The following is a 19,538-nucleotide window of genomic DNA, read 5'->3' on the forward strand; positions in this document are numbered from 1 at the left end:
CCCGATCAGGGGGAGACGCTGCTGGGCCTGCAGACGAAGTACCCGGGAAGCAGACTCAGCGAGGAGGCGCTGGACTTCCGTCCCTACGGTGAGGGTTTCATCGACGGCTACATCAAGAAGGAGCTCTTCCACGACGTGTTCGCCGGGGACCTGCCGAAGGCGACCGCCGAGCTGATGTGGGCCGGCCAGCGCCCGGCCGACACACGCACCCTCGGGGAGCCGTCCGGCGCACCGGCCTGGAAGACCGTTCCGTCCTGGTACCTCGTGGGCCGCGACGACCAGGTGCTGCCCCCGGCCGCGCAGCGGTTCATGGCACGCCGGGCCGGCGCACACACCTTCGAGGCCGACACCTCGCATGTCGCGATGATCGCGCAGCCCGCGGCGACGGCCGCCCTCGTCAAGCGCGCCGCGCGCTGACACCACCAAGCCGACGAAGCCGACGAAGCCGACGAAGTCAGGAGGGGACGGCCATGTTCGAGAGGTGGGGGCGGACGATGGTCGGCCGGCGGTGGTGGGTGATCGGCCCGGCCGCGGCCCTCCTGGCGTTCGGCGGCGTCCGGGGCACGCGGGTCTTCGGCTCGCCGACCACCGGGGGGTTCGACGACCCGGCCGGCCGGAGTTCACGCGCGGCCGCACGTGCCGAGGCGACGCCGGCCCGGCCCGGCAACGACGCGGTGGTCCTGTACACCAGCCCCAGCACGACAGCCGACGCCCCGGCGTTCCGGCGAGCCGTCACACAGACGCTCCAAGCGCTGCCCCACGACGTGGTGACCCGGACCGTCACCTATTGGAGCACCGGCAGTCCGGCCCTGGTCAGCCACGACCGGCACGCCACCTACGCGGTGCTGACCCTGGCCGGCGACGACGAGGCGCAGCGCGGCGACGCGCTGGACGAGATCGAGGACGAACTGACCGCGCCCGGCCTGCGGACCCAGGTCGGCGGCACCACCACGGTCCACCGCGACATCCGCGAGCAGGGCGCGGAGGGCATCGCTTTCGCCGAGACGATCTCCATACCGGTGCTGCTCGTGCTCCTGGTCGTCGGCTTCGGCAGCCTCGGAGGAATCACATGAACGACGCCCCGGCACAGCGTGGGCCGGTCCTGGACGACGAGCAGCTCCGCCGGCTCGCCGAGTACGGTGAGGTGGAGCACGCCGAGCCCGGCCGGGACCTGTACACGTCCGGCGACGACACCTACGACTTCTTCCTGCTCCGGTCGGCGACCGTGGACATCGTCCGGGACGCGACGGCGATCGAGCCGGAGCGTGTGATCTACCGGGGCGGCCCCGGAGACTTCCTCGGCGAGCTCAACCTGCTGACCGGTCAGCACGTCTACCTGACCGCCCGGGTGGTGGTCGGCGGGACGGTCGTCCGGATCCGCTCGGCGATGTTGCGCCGGGCCCTCGCCGAGCAGGTCGACATCGCCGACACACTGATCGAGGCGTTCAGGGAACGGCGCGAGGTGATCCGCGGGGCGGCAGGCAACGCCCTGGAGCTCGTCGGCCGGTCGTACGCCGCGGAGACGCTGGAACTACGCACCTATGTGGCGCAGATGCTTCTGCCGAACTCCTGGCTCGACGCGGCCTCGGACCCCGGACGCTCGCTGATGGGACGGGCGGGGATCGGCGAGGACGACCTCCCGGCCGCGGTGGTCAACGGTTCGCTGCTGCGGCGTGCGACACCCGGAACTCTTGCCGAGGTGCTCGGTCTGACCTATCGAGCCGACGGGCGTCCGGTCGATCTCGTCGTGGTGGGCGCCGGCCCGGCGGGTCTGGCCGCCGCCGTGTACGGGGCGTCCGAGGGTCTCGTCACCGTGCTGCTGGACCGAGCCGGGCTCGGCGGCCAGGCCGCGAAGAGCGCCCGCATCGAGAACTATCTCGGCTTCCCACAAGGAGTCAGCGGCGAAGGCCTGACCCGTCTGGCGATGGTCCAGGCGCTCAAGTTCGGGGTACGGATCCACTCGCCCTGTGCGGTGGCCGGCCTGGACCTCTCCGAGGGGCGACGGCCGGCCGTCCTGCTGGAAGACGGCACACGCATCCAGTGCCGCGCGGTGATCGCCGCGACCGGGGCGCACTACCGCCACCTCGACCTGCCGCAGTGGACGACTTTCGAGAAGTCCGGTTGCGTCCGGTACGCCGCGACCGAGCTGGACGTCCGAGGCTATGAAGACCAGCCGGTGACGGTCGTCGGCGGTGCCAACTCGGCCGGGCAGGCGGCCCTGTCCCTCGCCGCCCGCGGCGCGACGGTGGATCTGATCGTCCGCGGCGCCGATCTCGGAGCCCGGATGTCGTCCTACCTGACCGACCGGATCCGAGCGCATGCGCGGATCCAGGTCCACACCGGCAGCACGATCCGCGAACTGGGCGGCGGCGACACCCTCGCGTCGATCGTCGCCGAGAGGTCCGACGGGCGGCGGGACCGGCTGGCTTCCCGCGCCCTGTTCTGCTTCATCGGCGCCGACCCGGTGTCGGGCTGGCTGGACGGCGTGGCCAAGGACCACAAGGGCTTCATCCTCACGGACAGCCGCCTGCCTGCCCAACCATTCGGCACACCCCTGCCGTTCCAGACCAGCGCACCCCGGGTCTTCGCAGTCGGCGACCTCCGTGCGGGCTCGACGAAAAGAGTGGCCACCGCCGTCGGCGAGGGCGCCGGCGCGGTCTCCTCCGTCCACGAGGCACTCGCCGACGACTGACATGCCCTTTGGCCACTGCTGCGAGGCCTCTGAGGAGTTCCGCGACTACCTTGAAGCAGGGCAGTTGCTGGTAGGGAGTCACACCGGGTCCGGCAGGTTCATGAGGGGAGAGCGGGGTGCCGTCCTCGTCCAGTGACCCGCCTGCCGGCGTCGGTTCGCCGAGGCTCCGCCGGCTCCGCCGTCAGCCGCTGACGAGCCCCACGACCAGGTTGATGGCGGTGGCGAGAACGCTCGTGCCGAAGACGTACGACAGCAGACAGTGCCGTAGCACGATCGCGCGGATCGCCGAACTGGAGACGCTGGTGTCGGACACCTGATACGTCATGCCGAGGTTGTAGCTGAAGTAGAGGAAGTCCCGGTACGCAGGCGGGTCGTCCGAATTGAAGTCGATTCCCTTCGCGGACTCGTAGTACACGTTGGCGTAGCGGGTGGCGTACGTCAGGTGCAGCGCCGCCCAGGCCAGGAAGACACCGCACAGCGCGGTCGCGGCCGCGACATGGCCGGTGTCGGACTTGCCGCGCAGGAGCAGCAGCACGATGGCGACCAGTGCGAACACCGCCACCGCGACGACCATGAGCTCTTCGCCGACGGGCCGGAGGTCCTCTCGTCGGGCATTGCGGTGGGTCGCCACGGCGTCCATCGGCCACAGCACCAGCCAGCCCGCCACGACGAAGAACAGTTCCGTCGCGGCGATGCCGGCCAGAACGCCCAGAGCCGCGTAGGTCGGCAGTCCGACGGCCACACCGACCCCGGCTCCCAGCACCACCGCGCCCGCGAGGCGGGGCGCGGCGTTCAGAGGCAACCAGCGCGTCATGCGGCACCACGCTAGCCGCGCCGTCGCCGATCCGCCCGGCGAGGCCCTGCCCACTGACCGACGACGGACCGGCGGCCGGTGTGCTCGGCGGGGCCAAGACGCATGGGGGGATCCGCGCGGGTGACTGGAGGTGATCTTGGATACCCGCGTGGCTGCGCGGCCGGTCCTCGGCTGCCGGTTCAGGAGGTGGGACCGAAGATCATCGATTCCTTGGTCCACGCCCCGGCCTGCTCGCTGAGGGAGAGACCGAGACCGGCCCGGTTCGGGATGATCATGCGACCGTCCTTGACCTCCAGGCGTTCGTTGAACATCGGCTCCAGCCATTCGAAAGGTTCCACCCAGGCCGTACGCGGACAGGCCGCGGACAGGTGGACGTGGATCTCCATGACGAAGTGCGGGGCGAGGGCGCGGCCCTTGTGGTCGGGCGAGGGCGGCGATCCGGAGAAAGGGAGCGGTGCACCAGCCACGCTCGCCCGGCGAGTTCCACCGATGCACCGGTTCGTGGTGGTCGCCGACCGGCCGGCGACCGGTGCGGAACGTCTGACCAGGCGGAGGCCCGCGCCCGGACTCTCGCTGCGGCGCTGTGCCCGCGGGAAGTGGATGCCTGCGGTTGTGTTCAGGGGGCGGCTGCCGCGAACGCCTTCGAGAAGGCCGCCCCGCATGATGACGGCCGCGACCTGGGCACCGTTCGCGTAGCAGGTGTTGTGAGCCGCCGGGCCGTTGTCTACAGCCAGCCGTTGTGCTTGAAGCCCCGGTGGAGGAGGAAGCAGGCCACGGCGATGACGCCGATCGCGAGGGGGTAGCCGAAGCGCCAGTGGAGTTCGGGCATGTGGTCGAAGTTCATGCCGTACATGCCGGTGACCATGGTGGGTACGGCGATGATCGAGGCCCAGGCGGTGATCTTGCGGGCGTCGTCGTTCTGGGCGACGGCGACCTGGGCGAGGCGGGCCTGGAGGATGGAGTCGATCAGGGCGTCGAAGCCGGTGATCTGGTCGGTGACCCGGGCCTGGTGGTCGGCGACGTCGCGGAAGTAGGCGCGTATGGCGGGGTCGACGGCGCGCAGGGGTGTGACGGAGAGCGTCTCCAGAGGGCGGGCGAGAGGGGCCACGGCCCGCTTGAGTTCGAGGAGTTCGCGCTTGAGCTGGTAGATGCGGCCGGCGTCCGCGGTCTGTCCTGGCTTGGGGGAGAAGACCTCGGTCTCGACCTCGTCGATGTCTTCCTGGACGGCGTCGGCGACGGAGACGTAGTCGTCCACGACATGGTCGGCTATGGCGTGCAGCACGGCGGAGGGGCCCTTGGCCAGCTGCTCGGGGTGGGCTTCCAGGTCCTCGCGCAGGGGGCCGAGGGAGCCGTGGCGGCCGTGGCGGACGGTGACGACGAAGTCGGGGCCGGTGAAGACCATGATCTCGCCGGTGTCGACGACCTCACTGGTCGCGGTCAGCTGCTCGTGCTCGACGTAGGTGACCGTCTTGAAGACGGCGAACAGGACGTCGCCGTACTGTTCCAGCTTGGGCCGCTGGTGGGCGACGACGGCGTCCTCGACGGCGAGCGGGTGCAGGTCGAACAGCTCGGCGACGCGTGCGAACTCCGTCTCGGTGGGCTCGTGCAGACCCAGCCACACGAAGTCGTGGCCGTGCTCGCGTACCTGGCGGACGGCCTCCTCGACCGTCTCCGTGCCGGGCCGGCGGACGCCGTCGCGGTAGAGGACGCAGTTGACGACGGAGGAGCCGAGCGGGGATCGGGCCGGGTGGCTGAGGTCCACGCGACGGCGGCTGCGGCGCGTCAGGCCGGCGACTTTGCGCAGGTTGCCCACCATCGACATGTGTGACTCTCCTCGGCCGGTCAGGGTCCGGAAAGTGTGCCAGGGGACGGTAAGGCTCAGGTGAGGCGCGAAGCGGTGCCGCTCGCCGGTACTGGTGACAGGAAAGCGTGCTGCCCACCGCCCGACCGGTCGGGCGTCGGTGCTCGCCGGAGAAGATCTCCCTGCCCTCGCGCGAGCACGGCGGCGGCCGGCAGGCCGTCGATCAGGGTGACCCGGCCCTCGGTCTTCAGGACCGGGTTGTCCGGCGCGGCGCCGGTGCGTGCCTTGCCCACGGCGGGCATGAACGCTTTCCGCGCCCCGGGGGACAGCGTTGCGAGGCTGCGTTTACGCAGGTCAGCCCGCGTAGCTCAGTGGATGGAGCACGTGCCTTCCAAGCGCCGCTCCCAGCATGGCCGGATGTTCGCTCCGCGCAGTCGGCGTTCGCGCCCAGATCCCATTGTGCCCGTCACTGTCACGCTCGCCCGCTGAACAGGTCGGCTGTGGAAGAGTGCCGGGGCCGGGTTCAGGGGCTGTAGCCGCGTTGCGGTGGTCGCCGCAGTGCTGACCCCTGGCTGCCCAGGCAGGGGTGGGAGGGGCTTCCCGCGGCTCCCGGGCAGCTGTGACTCCCGGAGACCCCTTTGGTGCGGGTTTGGCGCGGATTTGGCGCGGACGAGATCCGGCCCTGGAACGGGCACGTTCCAGGGCCGGAGCATCAGTCACATTCGGCCTGTTCCGGGTCCGCCTGTTCCTGCGGTGGCGGTGACGGCGGGAACAGACGATCTTCCAGAGCAGGCAGCCCGAACAGCAGAAGAAGCGGCACCACCGGGGCGAGCAGAGCGATCACGATCACGGCGCCTCCACACGAAGCTGGCGATCACGACTGTCATTTGACGGCAAGCAGGCCACGTTCACCGTGCGACCGAACGGGTGACGCCGCACCTGGGCACAGGGCCCGTGTAGGCCGAACGGGTGAAGCGTGGTCGTATTCGGCTGGGCCGGGCGACCGCGCCGCCCCGTGCGTGATCGCGCCGGACCGACCTCACCAGCGCTGTCGAGAACGTCAACGGGCTTACCCCGGCGACGACCGTCGCCTTCGGCGAGCACGCCCTCCACCGCACCGGCCGCGACACCTGTCCCGGCAGTGGCATCGCTGAACGTCGGCGTAAAGGTCCCTGCCGACCTGGCCGCGCTCGCAGATCGCTGCCCAGCGGTGCACTGTGGAAGCCGTGGGCTCCTGGCAGCAACGCTCTTCGGGCCTCGGGCGGGGCACGACGCCATTGGGAGACCGGGAAGGCGTCCCGTCCGGACGAACCCGAGTCCGAAGACCTGCTGGCACCTTCGCGCCCCGGCGCGGAGGGACGTCCGTAGGCCAGGCTCCGCGTACGAGCCCCGACCCCAGAGGCATGCCCGTGCTCCGCGCCCCCGCCCTTCTTCTTGTATCCGCCCTCCTGCTCACCGCATGCGGCGGCACCAGGAGCGGCGGCGCCGACCCGGCGACGTCCGCCGCCGCGGGCTATCCGGTCACCCTCGACAACTGCGGCCACAAGGTCACCCTGAAGTCGCCGCCGAAGCGGGCCGTCTCCCTCAACCAGGGCACCACGGAGATCCTGTTCTCCCTCGGTCTCGCCGACCGCATGGCCGGCACGGCCACTTGGACCGACCCGGTGATGAAGGGCCTGGAGAAGGCCGACGCGTCCGTGCCCCGCCTCGCCGACAACAACCCGTCGTTCGAGAAGGTCCTGGACGCCGAACCCGACTTCGTCACCGCCTCGTTCGTCTCCACCCTCGGCAAGGGCGGGGTCGCCACCCGCGAGCAGTTCGAGAAGCTGGGCGTGCCCACGTACGTCTCGCCGTCCGACTGCTCCGACGGCAAGGACAACGACAGCGGCGGCGACGGCTCGCGCAGCGAACCGCTCACCCTCGACGCCGTTTACGGAGAAATACGCGACCTGGCCCGCGCGTTCGGCGTCGAGGAGCGCGGCGAGAAGCTCGTCGCCTCGCTGGAGAAGCGGGTGAGCACGGCCACCGCCGGACTGCATGCCTCGGACGTCTCCCTCATGTACTGGTTCGCCAACTCCCGGTCCCCGTACCTCGCCGGCTGCTGCGGCGCGCCGGGCGCCATCACCCGCGCGGTCGGCGCGCAGAACGCCTTCGCCGACACCCACGACGAATGGCCCCAGATCAACTGGGAGACCGTCGCCGACCGCGACCCCGACGTCATCGCGATCGGCGACCTGACCCGCAAGCAGCAGACCGCCGAGACCGCCGCGGCCAAGATCCGCTTCCTGGAGTCCAACCCCGCCACCCGCAATCTGACCGCCGTGAAGAAGAAGCGGTACGTCCTGCTGAGCGGGCAGGCGATGAACCCCTCCGTCCGCACGATCGAGGGGATCGAGAAGGTCGCGGCCGGTCTGCGGGACTTCGGGTTCGCCAAGTGAGCGTCCGCTTCCTGCTGTTGACGGGCGGCGGCCTGGTCGCGCTGTTCGTGTCGATCGCCGTGGCCGTGACGATCGGCCCCGCCGACATCTCCACCGGCGACGTCCGGGCATCCGTCGCGGCCCATCTCGGCCTCGGCGAGGGCACGTTGGCGCCGCTGCGGGACGGCATCGTGTGGAACCTGCGGATGCCCCGCACGCTGCTTGCCGCCGTGTGCGGGGCCGGACTCGCCGTCTGCGGCGCGGTCATGCAGTCGCTGCTGCGCAACCCGCTCGCCGACCCCTTCGTGCTCGGGGTCTCCTCCGGCGCGTCCACCGGAGCGGTCGCCGTGGTCGTGCTCGGCGTGGGCGGGGGAGCGGTGTCCCTCTCGGCGGGCGCCTTCCTCGGCGCGCTGCTCTCCTTCGGCCTGGTGCTGCTGCTCAGCCACACCCTCGGCCCCGGCACCGACCGGGTCGTCCTGTCCGGGGTCGCGGCCATGCAACTGTTCTCCGCGCTGACCTCCTTCACCGTCCTCACCTCGGCGGACGCGGAGACCACCCGGGGCGTGCTGTTCTGGCTGCTCGGTTCGCTCACCGGGGCCGACTGGGGACAGGTACTGCTCTGCACCGTCGCCCTGGCGGTGGTGCTCGTCGTCTGCTTCGGGTACGCCCGTACGCTCGACGCGTTCGCCTTCGGCGACGAGGCCGCCGCGGGACTCGGGGTCCGGGTCGCCCGCACCCGCCTGGTCCTGCTCTGCGCGACCGCGCTGCTCACCGCGGCCCTGGTCAGCTGCGCGGGCGCGATCGGCTTCGTCGGCCTGGTCCTGCCGCACGCCACCCGCGCCCTCACCGGCGCCGGGCACGCCCGTCTGCTGCCGGTCACCGCACTGACCGGGGCCGTCTTCCTGGTCTGGGTGGACACCCTCGCGCGAACCGTCCTCGACCCCCAGGAGGTCCCGGTGGGCGTGGTGACGTCCCTCATCGGCGTACCGGCGTTCGTCGTCGTCCTCTACCGCGGACGGGGAAGAGCATGACCGGCCTGCACGCGGACCGCGTCGTATGCCGTCTCGGCGACCGGATCGTCGTCGACGACGTCACCCTCACCCTGCGCCCCGGCGAGACCGTCGGCCTGCTCGGCCCCAACGGCTCGGGGAAGTCCACCCTGATCAGGCTGCTGTCCGGGATCCTCGCCCCCACGGCCGGAGTCGTGAGCCTGGACGGCCGCCCGCTCGCCGAGGCCGGCCGCCGCGCTATCGCCCGCCGTATCGCCACCGTCGAACAGCACGCCCACACCCGGACCGAACTGACCGTCCGGGACGTCGTCGCGCTCGGCCGGATCCCGCACCGCCGCGCCTGGACACCCCCGACGGCGGCCGACGCGGCAGCCGTCACCGAGGCGCTCGCGCGCACCGGACTGACCGACCGGGCCGGCCAGTCCTGGCACACCCTCTCCGGCGGCGAACGCCAGCGCACCCAGATCGCCCGGGCCCTCGCCCAGGAACCCCGCGAACTCCTCCTCGACGAACCCACCAACCACCTCGACATCCAGCACCAGCTCGACCTGCTGGAACTCGTCGCGAGCCTGCCGGTCACCACCATGATCGCCCTGCACGACCTCAACCTCGCCGTGATGTACTGCGACCGCCTGCTCGTCCTGCGCGACGGCCGCGCGGTCACCGAGGGCACCCCCGCCGAGGTCCTCACGCCCGCCCTCATCGAACAGGTCTACGGCGTCCGCACCGAGGTCACCCACGAACCCGGCCACCCCGTGATCCGTTTCCTGCGTCCCGCAGCCCGCGAGGGATCTCTCCGCAAGAGGACCACAACGAGCGATGCCCCGACAGCAACCTGAAGAACGAGGCACCGGGCACCCGCCCGCGGAACCGGCACCGTGCCGTGTCGTGGTCTGCCGGGACTGCTGCTGCGGAACCGTGAAAGTCCCCGGCGTGGACCACGACGAGCAGCTCGCGCGCCTGGCCGAGAGCGTCCCCGTACGCGTCTCGGACTGTCTCGACGTGTGCGAACACGCCAACGTGATCGTCGTCCAGCCCTCCGCCGCCGCCCGCGCCGCGGGAGCCCGCCCGGTCTGGCTCGGCCTCGTCAACGACCCCGACGCCACCGACGACATCACCGCCTGGGTGCGGGCCGGCGGGCCCGGCGTCGCCCCCTGCCCCGGCATCCTCGACCTCTACGCCTTCACACCGCCCCGAAGAACACGCTGAGCACGAATGTGTGGCTCTGGCCACCGAGAGGGGCTACGAACGGTGGAGGGCCGAGCACCTGCCTGCCCCGCAGCCGTCTCACGGCCCTTGGTGCGGCCCGAAGCCGCCTGCCTTGGCCTGCCGTGGACGAGACAGGCCGCCTCTCCTCCGCGCGGTTCACCCCCGGCGACCGGGCACTCCGGCGGAAGGCGTCGTGCCCAGCGCCTTGAGTGTCCGCAGGACCGGTGCCGTCTCCATGGTGCGGATCGCCTTGACCGCGCCCAGGCCGTGGGTGAGGTAGCGGTACAGGGCGGCGGTGTCCGGGCACAGGGCGTGTGCCACCAGATTGGTCGGGCCGGTGGTGTGGGCCACGAAGGCGAGTTCGTCATGGTGGGCAAGAGCAGTGGCCACTTCGTCGAGATGCGCGGGGGCGACCGCCATCCACAGCAGGGCCTTGACGTTGCCGCCCAGCAGGGCGGGGTCGATCTCGATGTCGAAGAAGATCGCCCCGCAGGCACGCAGGTGGTCCAGCCGGCGTGAGACCGTCGCCGGTGACCAGCCCGTGCCGACGGCGAGTTCGGCGATGGCCGCTCGTCCCTCCCGCCGCAGTGCGTCCATCAGGGCATGGTCGGCAGGGGAGAGCTGCACTTGGCCGCAGCGATCCGGGGGTGGCGTTCCGCCGGGTCCGACGAGCCTTGTTCCGCCCAGCATCCGCTGTTGCCGCGCGGTCAGCGCGTTGGCGCTCATCTGCCACGGGGTGAGCCAGCCCCGGTAGGTGCGCAGCAGGTGGTGCGGTCTTGTAGAGGTACCGGGAGTCGGGGTCCAGCTGGGTGCCGCCCCAACGGATCGCCCTGGCCTTCTCGTTGACCAGCTCGGTCAGGTCGTCCCGCCGGGCGATGCGTTCGAGCAGCGGTGGAGTGATCGTCAGGACGCCGATGTCCTGTGTGCGCAGGACGAACGCGGCTTGGTCGACGAGGTGTTCGGCGTAGGCGTCCGCGTCGGCCCCGCGTCCGGAGGCGATCAGTTTCTTCACCCACCGGCGATCGAGGTCGAGGGTGAAGCCGTGCCGTCCGTGCGTGGTCGCGGACCTGCGGAAGTACTCGCCGACGATGTGCGGACCGGTCGGCACGAGGCCGAGCCGGTCGAGGCCCCGCGCGAAGCCGTGGGCGTCGAGGTTGAGGTTGCTCCAGTGGAGCATCCGTTCCAGCCAGTCCCGCAACAGGACGACCCGTTTCGGCGCCCCGGTCGTGCCGCCGCTCTCGAACACCCCCACGACATCGGGGGACCGGCCGTAGCCGCGCGGTATGAGGTCCTGCGCGGGGACGTCCCGCAGCTCGGCCGCCACGTTGGGGAAGAGCGTGAGGCCGGCCATCGAACCGATACCGCTGCCTCCGGCGGACACGAACACCGTGTCTCCTGGCCGGAGTTCGACCCCGCCCCGCAGCGCCACGTACGCCGTCCAGCCCTGCTGCAGGTGAGCCACCGGATCCGGCAGCGCGGTGCGGTCCAGCCGGGTGCACTCGGCTGCCGGTACGACGGCGTACTCGCGCCGGCCCAGCCAGTGCGTGACCAGGTCGCCCGGCTCGAAGCCGCTGCCCTCCGGGGCTTCGACGACCTCCCCGATCGCGGCGCCGACCAGGGTGTCACCGGCGTTGAGCACGGGGAACGGGGTGTCCCGGGTCGCACCCGCGATGAGGATACGAAGAGTGGCGAAGACATGGAAGAAGTGGTTGCGTACCAGCACCTCCCCCTCTTGGGGCGGTACGACGGAGGTCTCGACCACACCGAAGTGCTCCGGCTGGGGCAGCCCGGTCGGCTTGGTCAGAAGGCGGACTTCTCTCTGGGTGGCGGGCAGAACTGCCATGCACGCTCCTGAACAGGATGAACGTAAGGGAGTTGAGCCCCAGGACACCGACGGTGGCCGGGGAACTCCAGCGTGCGGTGATCACGCCCGGCCGCTCCAGTGGCGACGGCGGACTGGAGCATTTCTTCCATCCGGGGCGCTCTGTTGAAGGAACCTCACACCACGGGCGTGGCCTCACGTGCGCACGACGGTGTCGGTGACCACGGGCACCCACCCGCCAGGGATGTGCGAAATCGACACCAGGGGTGGCACCGATGGAAGGAATCCACCATCTCCCGGCCCTGGCTGGAGTGCCTCGTTCTCCCGCCCCCACGCTGAGTCGTGGTCGGCCCCGACGCCCCGCCGACCGGGGCCGGGCCGGCGTGTCGACAACGGTGGAGAGGAACCCCCGATGACTGCTGAGCGTGTGCTGACGCCGACTCCCACGGCGTACCGATGGCGGTGGCTGGCGCTCACCGCCCTGCTGCTCGGTGAGGCGATGAACCTGCTGGACGCGACCATCGTGCAGGTCGCCGCACCGAAGATCCACGCCGACCTGGGCGGGTCGGTGTCCGACATCCAGTGGTTCACCACCGCCTACACCCTGCCGTTCGCCGTGCTGCTGATCACCGGTGGCCGGCTCGGTGACATCGCCGGCCGCAAGCGGCTGTTCGTGATCGGTGTCACCGGATTCATGATCGCGTCCGCCGCCTGTGCCGCGGCGCCCACGGTGGGGCTCCTGATCGCCTTCCGCGTGGTGCAGGGAGCCGCGGCGGCGGTGATCATCCCCCAGACCATCGGCCTGATCAAGACGATGTTCGCCGGTCCCGAGATGTCCAAGGCGCTGGGCAGCATCGGTCCGGTGATGGGCCTGGCCGCCGTGTGCGGGCCGGTGCTCGGCGGTGTGCTCACCCACGCCGACCTGTTCGGCTCCTCGTGGCGCGCCGCGTTCCTGGTGAACGTCCCCGTGTCGCTGGTCGTCCTCGCGATCGCGCCCAAGCTGATGGAGAACCGCGCTCCCAAGCGGCCCACCCTCGACCTGACCGGTACGTTGCTGGCCATGGCCGGGATCGGGCTCGTCGTCTGTCCGCTGATCGGCGCCGACCCGACCGCCCTGTCGGAGTGGAGCTGGGCGGCCATCGCGGCAGGGCTGTGCCTGATGGCCGGGTTCGCGGTGCACCAGCGCGCAGCGGCCGCAGCCGGGCGCAGCCCGCTGGTGGAGCCGAGCCTGTTCGCCCACCGCGGCTTCCCGGCCGCCCTGGTGACGTCGACGGCCTTCTTCGCCGTCACCAACGGTCTGATGATGGTCATCGTGCTCCAGCTCCAACTCGGTCTGGGCACCGACGTGTTGAAGGCCGGTCTGACCCTCGCCCCGTGGTCGGTGGGGCTGGCCGTCGCCTCCTGGGTGGCCGGTGCGCACCTGGTCAAGCGCTACGGGCACCGCATGATGTCCCTCGGGCTCGCCGTCCTGCTGGTCGGTGCGCTCGCCGCCATCGCCGTCTATCACGCGGCGGACCCGGACACCTATCCGACGCCGTTGCTGTTCGCGCTCGGGGTCGTCGGACTCGGGGTCGGTCTGTTCAGCCCGGCGTTCTTCACCATCGCGCTCAAGCCGCTTCAGCCGCAGGAGATCGGCTCGGCCGCGGGTCTGCTGAATGCGGTCCAGCAACTGGGTGCGACGCTCGGGGTGGCGATCCTCGGCAGCGTGTACCTGGGCAGCGCGGGCGACGGTGGCGCCTCGGCGGCCCTGCACGCCGTTCAACTCGCGTTCTGGGTCGCCGTGGCGCTCGTCGTCGTCAGCTTCGCGACCAGCCGGATGATGATCGACAAGAATGCTCCGGCCGAGGCCGAGGCCGGGGCGGGGCACTAGCCGAACCGATTCCGACATGGCGTGTGCGGCGGCCTCCGGGCCGCCGCTTCGGCGTGCCTGTGCCCTCCGGGCCACGGCCTCTCAACTCCTCGGCCCCGCAAGCCCTCAGCCCCGGGCGCGAGCCGGGGCGGGCGGCATTCTGGTGCGGGCCAGATCCGTGATGATGGGGCTTGCCGCCTTGAGGTTCTGCAGGACGGGGCTGGTCTCCAGGGCGTGGATCGCGTCCAGGGAGCCCAGCCGCCGGGCCAGGTAGCGGTGCAGGTCGGCAGGGTCGCGGCACAGGGCCTGGGCCACCAGATTGGTGGGGCCCGTGGTCGCGGCGACGTAGGCCAGTTCGTCGTGGCCGGCCAGGGTCGCGGCCACGTTCTCGATGTGTGCCGGGCTCACCGACATCCACAGCAATGCCCTTGTGTTGGCGCCGAAGTGCCCGGTGTCGACCTCGACGTCGAAGAAGATGGCGCCGCCCGCCTGCAGATCCGCCAGCCTGCGCGCCACCGTGACCGGAGACCAGCCGGTCGCCTGGGCGAGCTCCGCGTGGGTGGCCCGTCCGTCCTTCTGCAGTGCCACCAGCAAGTCGGTGTCGCCCTCGGCGAGTTGACGCGGCACGGGTACGTATGAGGTGTCGGCCGCCTCGTTCTCGCGCAGGACGCGCTGCTGCTCGTCGTCCAGCGCGTTCGCGCTGCGGCGCCAGTTCGTCGGTCCGCCGAGGTAGGTGTGCAGGATGCAGTGCGCGGACACCGCGGTGATGTTGCTGGTCCGCGGAATGTCGCGCAGCAGCAGGGAGTTGTGCGCGCCTGCATCGGTCGGTGTGTGGATGATCGCGACGATCTCGGTGCCGCCCGAGGTGAGTTTCACCCACGAGGTGTCCTGCCGGCGCACCAGCGCGTAGGCAAGGTCCTGCGCCGAACTCGCCGCCGCGGTCAGCCGGACGAGCCACTGTGTCCGGCCCGCCTGGTGGGGATCGGGCAGTCCGACGACCCGTAAGGACGCCTCGGTGCGCAGCCGGCGGTAGCGCCGGGCGACGGTCTGCGGCGAGACGTCGAGGGCGGTGGCGATCTGGCTGAAAGGTGCGCGGCCGTCGATGTGCAGAGCGTGGATCAGGGCACGGTCCAGGTCGTCCAGCATGCACACATCCTTCAATGGGGGCCTGCTCCGTGGAATAAACTTGAAGATAGCGCAGAGCACGCTACCATCGCAGCCGCAAGGCCCCGCAGAATTCCATCAGTTCACCGCTCGGGCCGTTGATGCCCGGGTGTAGCGGGGCACGCACAGCGAACGGACAGGCCCTCTCAAGGGCTCTCTTTACCGCCTCAGCCGGCAGGCAGTATTCGCTGATTTCGACGGGGTGTTTCACGGCCGGCGATCAACCTGTGCAGCCTCGCTCCTTTTCGTTGAATTGAACTCGTCTCGGGGAGGGTTTTATGGTGCAAGTGAAGGCACCCTCCGTCGGAGTCGGGCAGACCGCGCTCTTCATCGCGTGGATGCGGCAACTGGAAAGCGAGCGTCCGGATGCGCTGTTCCGGGATCCGCTCGCGGCCGCGATGCTTTCGGCGCTCTCCGAGGATCCGGTCCTCGCCGACGTGGCCGAGGTGATCAAGCAGACGCACAACAGCGCTCGCGGTTTCCCCACGTACTTCGCGCTACGCACGAGGTTCTTCGACGACGAGATCCTCGCCGGGGTCCGGGGTGGCGTCCACCAGGTCGTCACGCTGGCCGCCGGTGTGGACGGGCGTACCGTACGGCTGGACCTGCCGGCCGGGACCCGCTGGTTCGAGGTCGAGCTGCCCGAGATGACCAGGTTCAAGGACGCTCTCGTCGAGGGCTCCGGGCTGCCGCCGGCCTGTGAGCGCATCGGGGTCGCGGCCGATCTGCGCGAGGACTGGCAGTCGGCCCTGCGAGCCGCGGGTTTCGACCCCGGACGGCCCACGGTCTGGCTGGTCGAGGGCCTGCTCATGTACCTGACCGACGCGGCCGGGGAGGCGCTCGTCGCCGGCCTCACCGAACTGTCCGCGCCGGGCAGCCGGCTCATGCTGGAGCACCTCAAGGCGGCCATGCTGGAGGAGGAGGGCAGGCCCGTGCGCGAACGCGTCGAGGAGCAGGGCGCCAAGTGGCTCTCCGCCCGCGACGACCTGGCGGATTGGCTCGGCGGCCACGGCTGGCGGGCCCGGGTGTACGCGGGCGACGATGCGCGCATCGGCCACGGGCGCACGGTGGCTCCGCCTCCGGCCTGCTGGCTGGCGACCGCGGAGCTCACCCGTCAGGAACGCTGAGGGAAACACTCTCCCGTGCTCGATCAATGATTCGGAATTCCATGTTCCGTCGTGGAGCGCAGTATTCCTCGTCATCGTCACGATATTTGGCCGAGACGTGCTGTGCGGCACAGGTCTGCCGGAAGTGTCGCGCGCGGGGGGCACTGGGCATGATCGCCCGCGGTGTGTTTCCCTGCGGTTTGTCGCCCTGTTAACCGGGTGGTGCGGCTCCGGATTCCGATCGTATTGCATCCTGCTTGGCGGGATTTCCCCCTCCAGAACCCGGAATGCGGGATTCCCAGGTAATTATGTCGCCCGCCTCTTTCCTGGGCGCATCCGGGAAGCCCTGCCCCGTCACTCGTCTCACGGACAGCAGAGGATTCGCATGTCTGACGACACAGCCCGCCCGTACGACCCCGAAGAGCCGCGTGGTCGCGGCGGCCACTGCGTGGTGCTCGGAGCCAGCATCGCCGGTCTCTTCGCCGCCAGGGTGTTGTCCGACACCTTCGACCGGGTCACGCTGGTCGACCGGGACGAACTCCCGGCGACGGACGAGAACCGGCGCGGTGTACCGCAGGGGCGGCACGCCCACGCGATCCTGCCCGCCGGCACCCGGGGGCTGCAGGAGATGTTCCCGGGCCTGCTCGAGGAGTTCGAAGCGGCAGGGATCCCCGTGGTGCGCGAACCCACCGAGATGTACTTCGCGCCGGGTGGTCACCTGCTGTGCCAGGAAGGCCGCTACGCCGACCCCACCCCCACCTATCAGCCGACCCGGCCGCAGCTGGCGGGCCGAGTTCGCGAACGCGTGCGGAAGCTGCCCGGTGTGGAGATCATCGACCGGTGCGAGGCCGGGGCGCTGCTCAGCACTCCGGACGGCACGCGCGTCACCGGCGTCCGCGTGGTGGAGCGCGCAGGAGGGGCGGAGCGCGAGCTGACCGCCGACCTCGTCGTCGACGCGACCGGCCGCGGTGGACGCACCACCCGCTGGCTGGCCGACCTCGGCTACGAACCGCCGGGCAACGCCCGGCACTCCAGACACGCAGGCGGGGTGCCCCGGATTCTTTCGAGGCACCCCGCCACAAGGCGTGATCGTTTCAGTGCGCGGTCACAGGGTCGCGCACTGGCCCTGCCGTGCGCCCGTCACGGAGTTGGGATGCCCGTCGTTGGTGGGCGGCGGGACGTTGCCGGAGCAGATCAGGGAGCCGCCGATGGTGTTGCTCTCGATCTCGGCCCGGGAGTCCTCGGGGAAGGGGCCGGTGCCGGTCGTGCCCTGCACCTGTACCGAGCCTCCGACGTGGTTCGCGATGACCTCCGCACCGCTGTGGTTGTCGGACAGCGCCACCTGGCCGGTGATCCTGTTTCCGGCGCAGCCGTCGTCACCCGGGTCCCCGATCACCACGAATCCGGCGGCCCGGGCGACGTTCACCGATCCGGTGACCGTGCTGCCGCAGACGCCGAACCGGGTGCCGTCCAAGGACAGGACGCTGCCCCGGATCGTGGAGTTGCTGATGAACAGGGCGCCACCGGCGGCGCCGTGCACGGTGCCGCCGACCGTCGCGTTGACGATGCAGGTGCTGCCGCTGCCGGCGAACACCGCGTTCGGGACCGATCCGGTGATGGTCCTGGTGCAGGTCACCGTCTGGGTGGCGGACTCCAGGGCACCCGCCAGGTAGTTGCCGTCACCGCTGTACTGGGCGGTGATGGTGTGTGTTCCGGGCAGCAGGTTCGACGTGTTCACCTGCGTGCTGCCGCAGTTGGTGCCGCCGCCCGGCGCCGGCGTGCCGGTGCCGAGAAGTGTGCCGCCGTCGCGGAACACCACCGTCCCGCTCGGCGGCGAGGGCGGGGCGCTGCTCGGGGCGGCGGGGCACACCGTGTCGGTGAACGTGGCGGCCTGGCCGAACGCCGAAGGGCCGGCGGACGCCAGGGTCGTGGTGACGGGCGCCTTGCCGACCGTCTGGACCAGGGTCGCGGCGGTGCTGGGCTTGAGGTCGGCGTTGCCGCTGTAGACCGCGTCGACGTTGTGCGGGCCCGGGCTCAGCGTCCCGATGCTGCTCGACGTCGCCCGCCCGGTCGTGGTGTCCACCGGCACCGGGCCGCCGAGCGGGTTGCCGTCCACCTTGAAGCTCACCGTGCCGCCGTCGGGTACGGGGGTGACCGTCGCGGTGAAGTTCACCGACTGGCCGTACACGGACGGGTTGGCGGAGGACGTCAGCGAGGTCTGGGAGTCCTGCGGGACGGTCTTGAAGAAGATCGCGTCGACTCCCGGCGGTGTGGGGGCCGGATTCGGCCCGCCGGCGTTGCCGGAGAAGGAGCCGTAGAAGACGTTGCCGACGGCCTTCATCTGCTGGAAGTCACCGAGGACACGCTGGGTGGTCGTGGTGTCGGACTTCTCCGGTGAGGAGAACGACTGCAGGACGGTGTCCGTGAACGTGACGCCGTGATCGGTGCTCCGGGCGAGGTGTGCGGAGAAGGTGGGGTATCCCGCGGTGTTGGGGCCGTCGAAGGTGTCGTAGAGGACGCCGACGGTTCCGTCGGCGAGCACCGCGACCGAGGGGAGCGCCGTGTTGGTCGAGGCGGAGACGTTGTGCTCCGCCCCGACGGTGAGACTTCCCGCGCCGTCGTCGGTGAGCCGCCGGATCCTGATCTGGTTGTTGCCCGAGGCGTCCGCGCCGTAGGCCACGTACACGTCGCCGGTGGACGGGTCGACGGCGGCGTGGTCGACGCCGCCGAGCAGCGCGTTGACCCCGCCGAACTTGTACGTTGCGCCCTGGTGGGTGTCGGCCGTCGCGACGGCGATGCCGTTCGGGCCCTCGCCCGGGTTGTTCCCCAGCGTCCAGCCCGTCCCGTCGCCCTTCCACCGGTTCAGCCGGAAGGTGATGTTCTGCGGGTCGCCGGTCCCGGCACCGGTCTGGAGGAGGGTGTAGACCCAGCCGTTGCGCGGATCGGTCGCCAGGCGGACACCGCCGCTGGTTGCCGCGTTCGTGACGACCGGGCCCGGTGAGGCGGGCGCGGTGAAGCCGAACGGGTGGGCGGGGGACGAGACCGCGACCTGCGCCGTCGGCGGGGTGGCGGTGTCCTCGTAGGAGACGTAGAGGTCGTCCTGGCTCGCGTGCGACGGGTCGCGGTTCACCAGCAGCCAGGGCTGGTCGGCGGTCGTGCTGGTGCCGCTGACGGGTGCGGTGGGGGAGCCGTTCCAGGTCCACGCCGCCGCGTTCGCGGGATCGCCGGTCGAGCCGACCACCACTCGGGTCTGGGTGCAGGGGGTACCGACACACGTCAGGAAGGCACCGTAGAGGGTGCCGTCGCGGCCGTAGTCGACGGTCTGGTCGGCTGGAGCGTTCGTCTCGTCGCTGAGACCCGGTGCCGGGATGGTCTTCTCGTTCGCCCAGGACGTGCCGCCGTCCGTCGAGTAGAGCAGGTCGGCGTTGCCGCTGCCCCACCGCATGTTGTCGAACCGGCTGATGACGATCTTGTCGGTGTCGGCCGGGTTGACCGCGATGGAAGGCTCGCCTCGGCCGTTGGGAAAACCGGAGAGTGCGCTCGCGTCGACGACGGTCACCGGAGCGGCCCCCACCCTCGGCCGCGGCAGTCCTCCGGCCAGGGTTCGCGCGGCCGGCGGGGCGTTCCGCGCGGAGTGGCTCGCCGACGTCGTCG

Annotated in this window: 17 protein-coding genes and 2 pseudogenes; 9 read left to right on the forward strand and 10 right to left on the reverse strand. The window is 70.8% G+C overall.

What is annotated here, in order from left to right; all coding sequences use genetic code 11:
• The 3 genes from ACIRR9_RS39640 to ACIRR9_RS39650 form a co-directional block, all read left to right on the forward strand.
• On the forward strand, positions 1-417 hold a 417-nt coding region (locus ACIRR9_RS39640), incomplete at its 5' end, for an alpha/beta fold hydrolase (RefSeq protein WP_403762569.1).
• Positions 418-470: 53 nt separating this feature from the next.
• Positions 471-1,073, forward strand: coding sequence for an MMPL family transporter (locus ACIRR9_RS39645; RefSeq protein ID WP_403762572.1), 603 nt, complete (start codon positions 471-473; stop codon positions 1,071-1,073).
• Positions 1,070-2,692, forward strand: a complete 1,623-nt coding sequence (locus ACIRR9_RS39650; RefSeq protein WP_403762575.1) for an FAD-dependent oxidoreductase — start codon at positions 1,070-1,072, stop codon at positions 2,690-2,692. Before ACIRR9_RS39645 ends, ACIRR9_RS39650 begins: the two co-directional genes overlap by 4 nt.
• A gap of 181 nt (positions 2,693-2,873) precedes the next feature.
• Here ACIRR9_RS39650 and ACIRR9_RS39655 read toward each other — a convergent pair whose 3' ends face one another.
• The 5 genes from ACIRR9_RS39655 to ACIRR9_RS39675 all read right to left on the reverse strand — a co-directional run bounded on the left by ACIRR9_RS39655 (position 2,874) and on the right by ACIRR9_RS39675 (position 6,157).
• A complete protein-coding gene (locus ACIRR9_RS39655; protein WP_403762578.1) occupies positions 2,874-3,506 on the reverse strand; it encodes a DUF1345 domain-containing protein in 633 nt (210 codons plus the stop codon).
• A 179-nt stretch (positions 3,507-3,685) separates the two neighbouring features.
• Positions 3,686-3,973 (reverse strand): enolase C-terminal domain-like protein, encoded by a 288-nt coding sequence (locus tag ACIRR9_RS39660; RefSeq protein WP_403762581.1) that lies wholly within the window; start codon positions 3,971-3,973, stop codon positions 3,686-3,688.
• A 257-nt stretch (positions 3,974-4,230) separates the two neighbouring features.
• Positions 4,231-5,328 carry a magnesium and cobalt transport protein CorA gene (locus ACIRR9_RS39665; protein ID WP_403762584.1) on the reverse strand — a complete coding sequence of 366 codons (1,098 nt, stop codon included), beginning with the start codon at positions 5,326-5,328 and terminating at the stop codon, positions 4,231-4,233.
• Between the two features lie 56 nt (positions 5,329-5,384).
• Entirely contained in the window at positions 5,385-5,609 is a 225-nt protein-coding gene (locus ACIRR9_RS39670) for a hypothetical protein (protein WP_403762587.1), read from the reverse strand.
• 410 nt (positions 5,610-6,019) lie between these two features.
• Positions 6,020-6,157 carry a hypothetical protein gene (locus ACIRR9_RS39675; RefSeq protein ID WP_384563365.1) on the reverse strand — a complete coding sequence of 46 codons (138 nt, stop codon included), beginning with the start codon at positions 6,155-6,157 and terminating at the stop codon, positions 6,020-6,022.
• 553 nt (positions 6,158-6,710) lie between these two features.
• Between ACIRR9_RS39675 and ACIRR9_RS39680 the strand changes: the two genes are divergently transcribed.
• The 4 genes from ACIRR9_RS39680 to ACIRR9_RS39695 are packed head-to-tail and all read left to right on the forward strand — an operon-like array spanning position 6,711 to position 9,943.
• A complete protein-coding gene (locus tag ACIRR9_RS39680) occupies positions 6,711-7,745 on the forward strand; it encodes an ABC transporter substrate-binding protein (protein WP_403762590.1) in 1,035 nt (344 codons plus the stop codon).
• On the forward strand, positions 7,742-8,755 hold the full coding sequence (locus tag ACIRR9_RS39685; protein WP_403762593.1) for a FecCD family ABC transporter permease: 1,014 nt from the start codon (positions 7,742-7,744) through the stop codon (positions 8,753-8,755). Before ACIRR9_RS39680 ends, ACIRR9_RS39685 begins: the two co-directional genes overlap by 4 nt.
• On the forward strand, positions 8,752-9,573 hold the full coding sequence (locus tag ACIRR9_RS39690; protein ID WP_403762596.1) for an ABC transporter ATP-binding protein: 822 nt from the start codon (positions 8,752-8,754) through the stop codon (positions 9,571-9,573). The genes ACIRR9_RS39685 and ACIRR9_RS39690 overlap by 4 nt, the downstream gene beginning before the upstream one ends.
• Positions 9,554-9,943 (forward strand): (2Fe-2S) ferredoxin domain-containing protein, encoded by a 390-nt coding sequence (locus ACIRR9_RS39695; protein WP_403762599.1) that lies wholly within the window; start codon positions 9,554-9,556, stop codon positions 9,941-9,943. Before ACIRR9_RS39690 ends, ACIRR9_RS39695 begins: the two co-directional genes overlap by 20 nt.
• 156 nt (positions 9,944-10,099) lie before the next feature.
• Here ACIRR9_RS39695 and ACIRR9_RS39700 read toward each other — a convergent pair whose 3' ends face one another.
• From ACIRR9_RS39700 to ACIRR9_RS39710, 3 genes and pseudogenes are all read right to left on the reverse strand, one after another.
• Complete coding sequence (locus tag ACIRR9_RS39700) at positions 10,100-10,333, reverse strand: Lrp/AsnC ligand binding domain-containing protein (RefSeq protein ID WP_403762851.1); 234 nt, start codon at positions 10,331-10,333, stop codon at positions 10,100-10,102.
• A gap of 150 nt (positions 10,334-10,483) precedes the next feature.
• Positions 10,484-10,669, reverse strand: a pseudogene (locus ACIRR9_RS39705) (hypothetical protein); the annotation flags it as partial.
• Between the two features lie 775 nt (positions 10,670-11,444).
• Positions 11,445-11,786 (reverse strand): annotated as a pseudogene (locus ACIRR9_RS39710) (NADP-dependent oxidoreductase); the annotation flags it as partial.
• 391 nt (positions 11,787-12,177) lie between these two features.
• On the opposite strand from ACIRR9_RS39710, the gene ACIRR9_RS39715 reads away from it, so the two are divergent.
• On the forward strand, positions 12,178-13,635 hold the full coding sequence (locus ACIRR9_RS39715) for an MFS transporter (RefSeq protein WP_403762602.1): 1,458 nt from the start codon (positions 12,178-12,180) through the stop codon (positions 13,633-13,635).
• 105 nt (positions 13,636-13,740) lie between these two features.
• Here ACIRR9_RS39715 and ACIRR9_RS39720 read toward each other — a convergent pair whose 3' ends face one another.
• A complete protein-coding gene (locus tag ACIRR9_RS39720) occupies positions 13,741-14,760 on the reverse strand; it encodes an Lrp/AsnC family transcriptional regulator (RefSeq protein WP_403762604.1) in 1,020 nt (339 codons plus the stop codon).
• Between the two features lie 296 nt (positions 14,761-15,056).
• Here ACIRR9_RS39720 and ACIRR9_RS39725 point away from each other — a divergent pair, with 296 nt between their 5' ends.
• Complete coding sequence (locus ACIRR9_RS39725) at positions 15,057-15,905, forward strand: SAM-dependent methyltransferase (protein ID WP_403762607.1); 849 nt, start codon at positions 15,057-15,059, stop codon at positions 15,903-15,905.
• Between the two features lie 1,084 nt (positions 15,906-16,989).
• Here ACIRR9_RS39725 and ACIRR9_RS39730 read toward each other — a convergent pair.
• On the reverse strand, positions 16,990-19,443 hold the full coding sequence (locus ACIRR9_RS39730) for an Ig-like domain-containing protein (RefSeq protein WP_403762610.1): 2,454 nt from the start codon (positions 19,441-19,443) through the stop codon (positions 16,990-16,992).
• Positions 19,444-19,538: the final 95 nt, after the last annotated feature.

Source organism: Streptomyces sp. NPDC101234 (assembly GCF_044767525.1).
Classification (GTDB): domain Bacteria; phylum Actinomycetota; class Actinomycetes; order Streptomycetales; family Streptomycetaceae; genus Streptomyces; species Streptomyces sasae.